General features: G+C 39.9%; 11 protein-coding genes and 1 rRNA gene. 4 read left to right on the top strand and 8 right to left on the bottom strand.

Going from position 1 to position 11,689, the window contains the following annotated elements; translation table 11 throughout:
• From BM243_RS13855 to dnaA, 8 genes are all read right to left on the bottom strand, one after another.
• Nucleotides 1-153, bottom strand: a 16S ribosomal RNA gene (locus BM243_RS13855); the annotation flags it as partial.
• A 474-nt stretch (nt 154-627) separates the two neighbouring features.
• On the bottom strand, nt 628-3,195 hold the full coding sequence (gyrA, locus tag BM243_RS13850; RefSeq protein ID WP_074913017.1) for a DNA gyrase subunit A: 2,568 nt from the start codon (nt 3,193-3,195) through the stop codon (nt 628-630).
• A gap of 13 nt (nt 3,196-3,208) precedes the next feature.
• Nucleotides 3,209-5,209 carry a DNA topoisomerase (ATP-hydrolyzing) subunit B gene (gene gyrB / locus BM243_RS13845; RefSeq protein WP_242943571.1) on the bottom strand — a complete coding sequence of 667 codons (2,001 nt, stop codon included), beginning with the start codon at nt 5,207-5,209 and terminating at the stop codon, nt 3,209-3,211.
• Between the two features lie 14 nt (nt 5,210-5,223).
• Entirely contained in the window at nt 5,224-5,484 is a 261-nt protein-coding gene (gene remB, locus BM243_RS13840) for an extracellular matrix regulator RemB (RefSeq protein WP_074913015.1), read from the bottom strand.
• A 1-nt stretch (nt 5,485) separates the two neighbouring features.
• Complete coding sequence (gene recF / locus BM243_RS13835; protein WP_074913013.1) at nt 5,486-6,580, bottom strand: DNA replication/repair protein RecF; 1,095 nt, start codon at nt 6,578-6,580, stop codon at nt 5,486-5,488.
• 90 nt (nt 6,581-6,670) lie between these two features.
• Nucleotides 6,671-6,883, bottom strand: a complete 213-nt coding sequence (yaaA, locus tag BM243_RS13830; RefSeq protein ID WP_031575596.1) for a S4 domain-containing protein YaaA — start codon at nt 6,881-6,883, stop codon at nt 6,671-6,673.
• A gap of 6 nt (nt 6,884-6,889) precedes the next feature.
• Nucleotides 6,890-7,990, bottom strand: coding sequence for a DNA polymerase III subunit beta (dnaN, locus tag BM243_RS13825; RefSeq protein ID WP_074913011.1), 1,101 nt, complete (start codon nt 7,988-7,990; stop codon nt 6,890-6,892).
• Nucleotides 7,991-8,292: 302 nt separating this feature from the next.
• The gene (dnaA, locus tag BM243_RS13820; RefSeq protein WP_074913009.1) at nt 8,293-9,642 is read right to left on the bottom strand and encodes a chromosomal replication initiator protein DnaA; all 1,350 of its coding nucleotides are present in this window, start codon (nt 9,640-9,642) and stop codon (nt 8,293-8,295) included.
• A 558-nt stretch (nt 9,643-10,200) separates the two neighbouring features.
• On the opposite strand from dnaA, the gene rpmH reads away from it, so the two are divergent.
• From rpmH to BM243_RS13800, 4 genes are read left to right on the top strand one after another with little or no spacing between them, the layout of a single operon-like run.
• A complete protein-coding gene (rpmH, locus tag BM243_RS13815) occupies nt 10,201-10,335 on the top strand; it encodes a 50S ribosomal protein L34 (RefSeq protein ID WP_031575587.1) in 135 nt (44 codons plus the stop codon).
• A gap of 50 nt (nt 10,336-10,385) precedes the next feature.
• A complete protein-coding gene (rnpA, locus tag BM243_RS13810; RefSeq protein ID WP_074913007.1) occupies nt 10,386-10,763 on the top strand; it encodes a ribonuclease P protein component in 378 nt (125 codons plus the stop codon).
• A complete protein-coding gene (gene yidD / locus BM243_RS13805) occupies nt 10,735-10,947 on the top strand; it encodes a membrane protein insertion efficiency factor YidD (protein ID WP_074542628.1) in 213 nt (70 codons plus the stop codon). Before rnpA ends, yidD begins: the two co-directional genes overlap by 29 nt.
• Nucleotides 10,948-10,965: 18 nt before the next feature.
• Nucleotides 10,966-11,652: a YidC/Oxa1 family membrane protein insertase gene (locus tag BM243_RS13800; RefSeq protein WP_074913005.1), complete on the top strand. Its 687-nt coding sequence runs from the start codon at nt 10,966-10,968 to the stop codon at nt 11,650-11,652.
• The last annotated feature ends 37 nt before the right edge of the window (nt 11,653-11,689 follow it).

The raw sequence follows: 11,689 nt of genomic DNA, 5'->3' as shown, positions 1-11,689 counted from the left end.
ATCCCCCACTTTGAGGCAGGTTACCCACGTGTTACTCACCCGTCCGCCGCTAAGAACGCTTCTATGTAAACATATCCGCATTCTCCGCTCGACTTGCATGTGTTAGGCACGCCGCCAGCGTTCGTCCTGAGCCAGGATCAAACTCTCAATTTAAAAGTTTGAACTAGCTATTCATTACACTAGCTTCTGAACTCCATTTTCATGAAGTTCGCACTTTCTTTTCAGAAAGTGGTTTTTTTTGATTTCTCAAAAAGAATTACTTTGGTTTTTTACCTATATTCTGTTTAATTTTCAAAGAACTATGTTTGCTTGTTTTCGCGCCGCTCTCTCAAGCGACTTGTCTATCTTATCATGGGATGAATTGTCGGTGTTTATACACAATTCGATTTGAGTCAAATAAGTCACTCATTCTAAAAATATCTCTTAATTTCGAAGTAATCCTTATTGTGATACACACGGGGTTGTTTGATTAAGAACATCCTTTTAACCCCTTCAAAAGATTGTTAAAAACAGCTAATTAGCGAACTAATTGTCTTTATTGTTAATTAATGTTCGTTTTTGCAGTTTTTCTTTCTTATTTGAAAAAAGAAGAGATCCCCCATGATCATGGAGATCTCTTCTATCATCTTATTCTTCTTCCAGTCCTACATCAGAGTCTTCGTCATACTCTTCAACTAAGTCATCCAGTTCAAAATCATCGTCCATGACTTCACTGAGTTTCTTCTCAATCATTTCATCACTGTCGATTTCTTCTACTTCAGGACCTCCATCTTCTCTGGAGGCAATAATCTTAGCCATAGATACAACTTTTGACTCATCCGATGTCTTCATGAGTTTTACACCCATGGCATTTCTCGATGTGATGGATATTTCGCTTACATTGATACGGATGGCAACTCCATCAGAGTTCACAAGAAGCAGCTCATCATCATTGGAACAGGAACGGGCACCCACAACATAACCGGTTTTACCCGTCACCTTATAGGCAATCAGTCCTTTTCCGCCTCTATTCTGCTGTTTGTACTGATCTGTTGGCGTTCTCTTGCCAAGGCCGTTCTCAGACACCACCAGAATGTCTTCACCAGCTACTGCAATGTCAAAGGACACGCAGGTATCTCCTGTACGAAGGGTAATTCCCTTTACACCTGTGGCGGTTCTTCCCATAGGTCTCACATCGTGCTCATTAAACTTGATGGCATAACCATCTTTGGTTACAAGAAGCAGATCTGCATCTCCTCTTGTATATTTTACATTAAGGAGTGAGTCTCCTTCTCTCAGGTTCAGCGCAATGAGCCCTGTTTTTCTGATATTGCTGAAATCATGGAGCGTTGTTTTCTTGATGAGACCACTTGCGGTGGCAAATACAAGATACCCGTCTTTCTCCATGTCTCCAATGGAAATTACAGCCTGTATGCTTTCATCCTGATCTACAGGAATCAGATTCACAAGATTCACGCCCTTGGAAGTACGTCCTGAATCTGGGATCTCATAGGCTTTTAACTTATACACTTTACCTTTAGATGTAAAGAAGAGAAGATTTTTATGGGTGGAGGTCACAAATACCTTATTCACCACATCGTCTTCCTTGGTGGACATGGCTTGAATTCCTCTTCCACCTCTCTTTTGAGCAGAGTAGGCTGTTGCTGAAATTCTCTTGATATATCCATCCTGAGTCAGCGTAATGACAACATCCTCTTCATTGATGAGATCTTCATAATCAATCTCATCATGATTCTTCTCAATCTCTGTTCTTCTTTCATCACCATACTTGTCTCGTATTTCTGTTAGCTCATCCCGAATGACACTAAGAAGCTGTGCTTCGTCACTGATGATGCCCTCCAGATAAGCGATAAGCTCCATAAGAGACTTGTACTCCTCTTCGATTTTATCTCTTTCCAAGCCTGTAAGCCTTCTTAATCTCATATCAAGAATCGCTACTGCCTGCTTTTCTGATAGAGAAAATCTTGTCATCAGCTCCTCTTTTGCAATATCCGTCGTTTTGGAGTTTCTAAGAACTTTGATGACTTCATCAATATGATCCAAAGCAATTCTCAATCCTTCGAGGATATGAGCCCTGTCCTTGGCTTTATTCATTTCAAATATACTTCTTCTAGTAACAACTTCCTTTTGGAAGTTCAGGTAATTCTTGAGAATTTCCTTGAGGTTCAGAACCTTAGGTTCATTATTGACCAGTGCCAGGTTAATGATGCCAAAGGTATCCTGGACCTTTGTCCTCTTATAAAGATAATTTAAAACCACATGAGCATTTGCGTCTCTTTTCAGCTCAATGACGATTCTCATACCATCACGGTCAGACTCATCCCGAAGGTCTGAGATTCCAGTAAGTTTCTTATCTCTCACATGATCTGCAATATTTTCAATAAGCTTTGCTTTATTCACCATATACGGAATTTCTGTGATGATGATTCTTTGCCTGCCGTTATGTTCTTCAATAGCGCTCTTCGCTCTGACAATGACCTTACCACGGCCTGTCTCATAGGCCTCTCTAATGCCAGTCACACCCATGATGGTACCACCAGTTGGAAAATCTGGTCCTTTAATGTACTGCATCAGTTCAAGTACTGTAATATCCTCATCATCAATTAGATGAATCACACCATTGATGACTTCTGTTAGATTGTGAGGTGGAATATTGGTAGCCATACCAACCGCAATACCTGAAGAACCATTAACCAGAAGGTTAGGAAATCTTGCAGGAAGAACGGTAGGCTCTTTTTCCTCTCCATCAAAGTTTGGTATAAAGTCTACTGTATCTTTATTGATGTCCCGAAGCATTTCTGAGGAGATCTTTGCCAGCTTTGCTTCGGTATATCTCATGGCCGCTGCTCCATCTCCATCTACAGAACCAAAGTTACCATGCCCTTCCACGAGAAGATATCTGGTAGAGAAGTCCTGAGCCAATCTGACTAGAGCATCATACACAGAGGAGTCTCCATGTGGATGGTACTTACCAAGAACGTCACCGACGATTCTTGCGCATTTACGGAATCCTTTTTCATTGTAAATACCCAGCTCATGCATGGAAAACAGGATTCTTCTATGTACAGGTTTCATACCGTCACGTACATCAGGAAGTGCACGACCTACAATTACACTCATGGCGTAATTGATATAACTGGTTTTCATTTCTTTTCTCAAATCTATGGGTAATACTTTACCTTCATTGTTATTCAACTATATGTGCCTCCTATACGTCCAAATTCTCGACGAGCTTCGCATTCTTCTCGATAAATTCTCTTCTTGGCTCCACTTTATCTCCCATAAGAATGGTAAAGATCTCATCCGCTGCCTTTGCATCCTCTATGTCAGCACGTAAAAGAATTCTGTGCTCAGGATCCATTGTAGTTTCCCATAGCTGTGAAGCATTCATTTCTCCAAGACCTTTATATCTCTGAAGGGCAATGGATGAATCTTTTCCACCTAGGCTCTCCACAATGTCTTCCATTTCTTTATCGGAATACGCATATTGCATATTCTTTCCTTTGGTAATCTTGTAGAGCGGTGGCTGTGCGATATAAACATGTCCCTTCTCAATGAGCTCTCTCATATATCGATAGAAGAAGGTCAGAAGAAGCGTTCTGATGTGGGCACCATCCACATCGGCGTCTGTCATGATGATGATTCTTGAATATCTGAGCTTTGTGGTATCGAAATCTTTGCCGATTCCAGCACCAAAAGCGGTGATCATGGAGCGTATGGTGTCTGATCCCAGCATTTTGTCCAGTCTTGCCTTTTCAACGTTCATAATTTTTCCGCGAAGTGGCAATATGGCCTGGAACTGTCTGTTTCTTCCCTGCTTTGCAGAACCACCCGCAGAGTCTCCCTCGACGATATAGATTTCTGATTCCAGAGGATCTTTAGAGGCGCAGTCTGCAAGTTTACCAGGTAGCGTTGTTCTTTCCAGTACACTCTTTCTCGTTAATTCTCTTGCCTTACGAGCAGCTTCTCTAGCTCTGGCTGCCATGAGGGCTTTATCGATGACGATTTTTCCAATGGCTGGATTTTCTTCCAGAATGATTGAAAGTGCTCCACCTACGATATTGTCCACAATACTTCTGACTTCCGCATTGCCAAGTTTTGTTTTTGTCTGTCCTTCAAACTGTGGATCTGTAAGCTTTACAGAAACAACAGCTGTAAGACCTTCTCTGATATCATCTCCAGAGAGGTTCTTGTCATTTTCTTTCAGATGGCCGAAACGTCTTCCGTAGTCATTGACTACTCTTGTGAGCGCTCTTTTAAAACCATCCAGATGTGTTCCACCTTCGATGGTATCAATGTTGTTGGCATAGGAGAAAATGTTCTCACTGTAGCTGTCATTGAACTGCATAGCCACTTCTACGATATACTCATCTTTCATATCATCGATGTACATGACTTCTTTATGCAGCACTTCTTTGTTTCTGTTGAGATACTCCACAAACGATTTGATTCCGCCTTCATAGTAATAGGATTCCTCTTTTGCCTTGCCTTCTTCCTCATCCCGCTCATCGGTCAGTGTGATCCGTAAGCCCTTATTGAGGAACGCCAGTTCTCTAAGTCTCTCAGAGAGGATTTCAAAATCATATTCCACTTCATCAAAAATTGTTTTATCAGGTAGGAATGTGGTTGTGGTTCCTGTATGTTCAGAAACACCTACTTCTTCCAGCCCTCCAATGGGATTACCATATTCAAACTTCTGACGATAGATTTTACTGTTTCTTCGAATCTCCACCACACATGTCTCGGACAGGGCATTCACAACAGAGGCACCTACACCATGAAGACCTCCTGAAACCTTATATCCTCCACCACCGAACTTTCCTCCGGCATGAAGAACCGTCATGATGACTTCTACAGTAGACTTACCAAGCTTCTCATTCATTCCGATTGGCATTCCTCGGCCATCATCCACAACTGTAATGGAATTGTTCTGATGAATGGTTACTTCAATATGGGTGCAGTATCCTGCAAGTGCTTCGTCGATACTGTTGTCAACTATTTCGTAGACCAGATGATGAAGACCTCTTGAAGAAGTGGAACCAATATACATACCCGGTCTTTTTCTTACGGCCTCCAAGCCCTCCAGAACCTGAATATTGCTGTCGCCATAAGCTTCTTCTACCTTTGTTTTGCTTCCATCTGCATTGATATTCTCACGAATTTCCTCTATTTCTTCTTTCATGGTTTGATCCATGTTATTCTCTACCATTCCATGGCCTCCTTCTAGTCTTCAAATCGGTACTTTGTTCTTTTGGATAGGGTCTTTGATGATATGGGTGAAAGATAAATGACGGATTTATGTTCAATTTCCGCAATAATGATGGACTTTGGTTTATCGTCCGTGATCCTCGTCACAAAACCGTCTTCCTCGGCCAAACGCAGAAACTGGCTGGTGTCCGAGCTGTACATAGAGGATTCCACATCAAAAATCCCAATAATCGCTTTCATTGGGATGACTACATTTTCTCCTAAGTGTAAAAACAATCTAGACACCTCCTTGTTCTACTGTTCCGTTTCTTACAGTAAAGAGCCTGTAACTTCCTGTTAAGTATGCTTCCACATTTTCAACTCCGGTACAGGTTATTACAGTCTGAATGTTCTCTATGGATTTTAAAATAAATTTCTTGCGGGACAGATCCAGTTCAGATAAAACATCATCCAGCAAGAGGAGAGGATACTCCCCCTTCAATTTTTTGATGATTTCAAGAGAAGCAAACTTCATGGTAAGTACTGCAGTTCTCTGCTGCCCCTGAGAACCAAAATCTTTTGCATCGATACCATTGATGTGTATCGTGAAGTCATCTCGATGGATTCCAGCGGAAGTGGTACCTCTTTCTATGTCTGTATCTCTTTTTCTGTAAAGTTCTTTTTTGAGATTTTCTTTAAGATCTCCCTCTAGAGAAAAAGAACACTTATACTCGTAGGCAATCTCTTCTTTTCCCGTGGTGATTTCATGATGGATGGGTCTTCCATGGGTGTTCAAAAGAGTCACATAATTGATTCTCTGCTTCACAATATAACTGGCATACTCCGACAATTTCACATCATAAATGTCCAGAATATTCCGGTCCATCCGTCTGGATTTCAAAAGAGCATTTCGTTCCTGAAGCACCTTATTGTATCCCACAAGAGCGTTATAGTATCCCTTATCCAGCTGACTGATCTCCATATCAAGAAATCTTCGCCTGAGTCCTGGAGATTCCTTGACAATTTTCAGATCCTCCGGTGAAAACATCACTACATTGAGTACACCTAAAAGGTCTCCTATCTTCGTCAGCTTAACTTTATTGATGGAAACAGATTTTCTCCCATCAGAAAGCATCTGAATATCAATGGTTTTATCCAAGCGGTCCTTTTCAATATAAACTTTGATCTGCGCATTGCTTTGCTTCCACATAATCAGGTCTTTGGATTTCACAGTTCTGTGTGATCTTCCGAAGGCACAATAATAAATTGCCTCGAGAATATTGGTTTTTCCCTGGGCATTTTCTCCTTGAAAGACATTGACATCCTTGCCTAATTCGATATTCAGTTGGTCATAATTCCGATAGTTCATCAGACTGATGTTTCTAATTTTCATAAAAAATCTCCTACAATATATTATACCACATAGAAGTCCGTCCTTCTATGTGGTATAAGGCTCAATACATATTGCAATTTTTATCTGGAATTATTCAGCCACAGCGATGAAAACTTCTCCATTGAACTCAACCTTGTCCCCTGGATAAATTTTCTTTCCTCTTCTCAGCTCCACCTCATCGTTCACTTTAACTAGCCCTTCCTGAATATAAGCCTTTGCTTCGGATCCTAATGAAACTGCCCCCGCCCATTTCAAAAATGAGTCCAGCTTGATAAATTCAGTCTTGATTTTAATTTCCATAATTTCCCCCTATCTGGTTAATCTAACTGGCAGCACCATATAAATACAGTTATCAACCACAGTATTTTTGATGATGGCCGGACTGACACTGGAGGTCATCTCCAGAAGAATCTCTTCTTCTTCCATGACCTTTAACGTATCCAGAAGATAGTTTGCATTGAAAGCAATTTCAATGGCATCCCCTTCCATATGAACCGATACTTCTTCTTTTACTTTACCAAACTGTGAATTGGAAGTAATCACTGCCCGGTCATTTTCGATCTGAAGCTTGATCAGCTTGGAGGATCCCTCTTTCGCCATCAGTGACGCTCTTTCAATACTTTGAGCCAGATGTGCTCTTTTCACTTTGAACTGCAGTTTATAGTCTGTTGGAATAATTGATTCATATTTGATAAAACTGCCGGAAAGAAGCCTGGAAACCACTTTCGTATTTTGAACTTCGAAGAGAATATGATTCTCATTGAAACTGATGTAGAGAAGCTCGTTCTTATCTCCAAGGATCTTAGATACTTCATTGAGTGTTTTACCTGGAATAACTACGGATAAATCCTCATTGGATTCCAAATACTCGCTGCGAAGAGCCAATCTGAATCCATCCAGAGCAACCATATTAAGGACCTTATTCTTCACTTCAAAGAGAACACCCATAAGAATCGGTCTGGATTCATCCTGGGCTACGGCAAAGGATGTTGCTTTAATAAGATTTCTGAAGACATCTTCTCTGATTGAAATCTTTTCTCTATTTCCGATTTCTGGGAGCATAGGAAACTCTTCAGCATTTAAATAAAGAAGATTGAATTCTGAATTCTCACAGGAAATAAGGATGGTATTATTTTCCATTGTCGCAATCTCTACTGTAGCATCTGGCAGCTTTCTGATAATGTCACCGAATAGTTTGGAATCGATGACGATTCTACCATCCTCCAGAATACTTGAAGAGACTAAAGTTTCAATACTGAGATCAATATCAGAACCTCTCATGATGATTTCATTGGCACCAGTCTCAATATAGATTCCTTCTAAAACAGCCATAGGAGATTTTCCTAAAATCGCTTTCTGTACGGTTGAGATTCCTTCGACAAGATCTTTTTTCTGACATCTGAAATGCATGATGCAATCCTCCCAATTTCATAAGATAAAACAATGTTTCGTGGGGATACTTTTACTGCACAGTGTATGTTTTCATCCACGCAGAAGAGTAATAATATAATAGATTATTTAGTAATAGTAGTAGTAGGCGGCGGTATTATGTGGATAAGCAAAATAAACCATGAGGCAGAAGCAATCTGCTGATTTGAAACCTTGTGTATAAGTTTTGAGTTCCCTATCGAGTTATCCACAGTTTTCCACAAGGTATTTTTATAATAAATTTATCCACATGTGGATGAACAGGCAATTTAACAACTTGTGGATTACTGGCTGTTCACTTTTTTTGTGATGATCCTGATGGCACTGGCAAGGGAATCATCACTTTTTAATGCGGCACTGATTTTTTCATAAGCATGAATGACAGTAGTATGATCCCTGCCACCAAACTCATCTCCGATTTTAGGCAAGCTCATATCAGTCAGTTTTCTGGAGAGATACATGGCTATCTGCCTTGGATAAGCCACATTTCTTGTTCTTCTTTGAGATTTCAGCTCCTGAACTGAAAGATTATAATAATTTGCCACCACATCCTGAATCAGATCTATGGTGATGGATCTGGTTTGTGTGGAAGAGATGATGTCCTTCAGCGCCTCAGCAGCCAAATCAACGGTGATGTTCTTGTTGTTGGTTAATGAGGAATAAGCCATTACTCTTGTAAGAGCACCTTCCAGTTCTCTGATGTTGGATTTGATCTTCGTTGCAATATAGACCATGACATCGGAAGAAACTACATACTTCTCAATCTCTGCTTTCTTCTTGAGAATGGCAATTCTTGTCTCAAAATCAGGAGCCTGAATGTCAGCCTGAAGCCCCCATGCAAACCTTGTTCGCAAACGGTCTTCTAATGTAGGAATTTCATTCGGCGGTCTGTCGCTGGAGATGATGATCTGTTTTCTTGCTTCGTAGAGTTCATTAAACGTATGAAAGAACTCTTCCTGGGTGCTTTCCTTACCTGCAATGAACTGTATGTCGTCCACAAGAAGAACATCCACATTTCTATATTTGTTTCTAAAATCAAGATTCTTATCGTATCGGATAGAGTTGATCAGCTCATTTGTGAACTTCTCAGAGGAAACATAGACTACCTTCGCTTTCGGATTGTTTGCTTGAATATGATGGCCAATGGCATGCATGAGATGTGTTTTTCCAAGTCCAACTCCACCATACAGAAAGAGTGGATTATAAGCATTAGCCGGTGACTCAGCAACAGCAACAGAAGCAGCATGGGCAAATCTGTTGGAATTACCGATGACGAAAGAATCAAAGGTATACTTGGAGTTCAGCGAACCAAATGCTTCCGGTGCAGGCTTGATGCTATCTTTTTGCACCTCTTCCTCCGCTTTTGAGTCATCGGAATCCGGTTCTCCAACCACACATTGCACATCCACGTCCTGGTTCAGCACATGTTTGATGGATTCTTTAAATAAAAGCATATATCGCTGGTTAATGATATCCAGCGTCAGTTCATTGGGTACACTGATCATGAATACACCATTTCTCATTCCGATTGGTTTCAATCCAAGAATCCAAGTGTTGTAACTTACCTCAGACATGATCTCCACCTTAAGAATCTTGAGTACTTTTTCCCATGTTTCAGCTAATTGGGTATTCATGTATTATGTCCTCCTAAATAAAATAAAAATAATTTAAAAAATAAAAGTACCTGAATAAACAAGTTTTAAACAGGTTATCTACAGAAAAATATAAAATAAAAATTTCCAAAAACTATGTTGATAAAAAAGAAGTTTCGGCTGTTGATAAAGTGAGTTCAGAAGACTTCTATATAAAATCCACAATAGATTACTACAAATTCCACACATTGTACTTAAGGCGTAAAACATTGTAGTATCAAGGGTACAGAAACAGTATAATATATTTTAGACAGAAAAGGAACAGTTTATTCACAGGGTTATCCACAATTGTGGAAAACTACAGAAAATAGAGTAAGTTATCAACAATTCTTTTCTATGATAGCACATGCTCCTTCTAAGGAACAATGAGTTATCCACAAATACTATGGTCTAAATAAATACCAAAGAGACTCTTCGAGTTTTCTTGACACCCTTCATCACCATGAGTATAATAGTGTAGTAAAATCGAAGTATTGGGTTAAGTGCGCAATTTTTGCGCTTAAGACTAATATGAATAAAGTATACGAAGGGGGTGTCAACATGTGGATGACATTTCAGCCTAAGAAGAAGCAGGGTAAGAAAGAACACGGCTTCAGAAAGAGAATGGCTACAAAGAATGGTAGAAACGTTCTTAAGAGAAGAAGAGCAAAAGGAAGAAAGAGATTATCAGCATAAGGTCGCTTAAATGTGGCCTTTTTCTGTAATGTCAAGAAAGGATTATCTCCATGAAACATGAAAAGATTCGGAAAAACGGTGAATTTCAAGTCGTATACAGGAGAGGCCGATCTTTTGCCAATCATCTTCTGGTTTTGTATGTATTTAAAAACAGAAGGAACCAGATTCAAGGAGTTCCCTATAATAGGATAGGAATTTCTGTCAGCAAGAAAGTAGGTAAGAGCGTAGTCAGGAGTCGGGTGAAGCGTCTGATCAGCGAGTCATATCGTTTGAATAAAGATGTTTTTGACACAGGATATGATTTTGTGATCATTGCCAGGGTATCAAGTCATGATAAGAGTTATGCCGAAATCGAAAAATCACTGATGCACGTCTTTAAAAAGGCGGGTCTAAAGAATGATGAAAAAAATACTGTTACGATCAATTAGATTTTACAGAAAGTATATTTCTCCTAACACGCCTCCCAGCTGCAGGTTTACACCAACATGCTCTGTCTATGCCATTGATGCCATAGAAAAGTATGGTGCGCTTAAAGGAGGCTATATGGCTATTAGGAGAATTTTAAGATGCCATCCTTTTTATAAAGGAAGCCTGTATGATCCGGTTGAATAAAACTTGGAGGTAAAAGGATTGTCTCAATTAAATCAATTATTTATTTGGATTTTTGAGCAGCTGAAATCTGTAGTAGAGCTTTTTGTTGCAGATCCAGGAAATCAATGGGGTATTACCATTGTATTTTTCACCATACTGTTTAATATCCTCATGCTACCTGTCAATTTATCTCAGATGAAAACCATGCGAAAGCAGCAGGCACTTCAACCGGAAGTTGCAAAGCTTCAAGCGAAGTACAAGAACGATCCTCAGAAAATGCAGGAAATGCAGATGAAACTTTACAAAGAAAATAATGTAAGTATGTTTGGTGGATGTCTTCCCCTACTCATCACTTATCCTATTTTCATTGCGATGTTCAGTGTATTCAGACAGCTGGCAGCAGATGGTAAGCTCACAGGTATGAGATTCACACCGCTGATTCCGGATTTGTCTGCAAACAATAACATCATTCTTGCAGCACTTTCTGTAGGAACAATGCTTCTTTCAACTTATATTACAACCATGAGAACCAAGACCGCAGATAACCCTGCAGCAGCCTCTGCTAATAAAATGCAGTATATGATGGCAGTCTTATTTGGATGGATTACATACACATCCAATTCCGCTCTAGGACTTTACTGGATTACCGGTAATTTATTCCGAATGATTCAAGGGCTGATTCTCAATGCGGTAGAGAAGAAAAAGGAAGAGCAGGTCATAAAATAGTAGTTTGTTGGTAATGATTGCCAAATAAGGTGGTATT

This window comes from Proteiniclasticum ruminis, assembly GCF_900115135.1.
GTDB classification, from domain to species: domain Bacteria; phylum Bacillota; class Clostridia; order Clostridiales; family Clostridiaceae; genus Proteiniclasticum; species Proteiniclasticum ruminis_A.
This window is presented reverse-complemented; position numbering and strand designations above follow the sequence as displayed.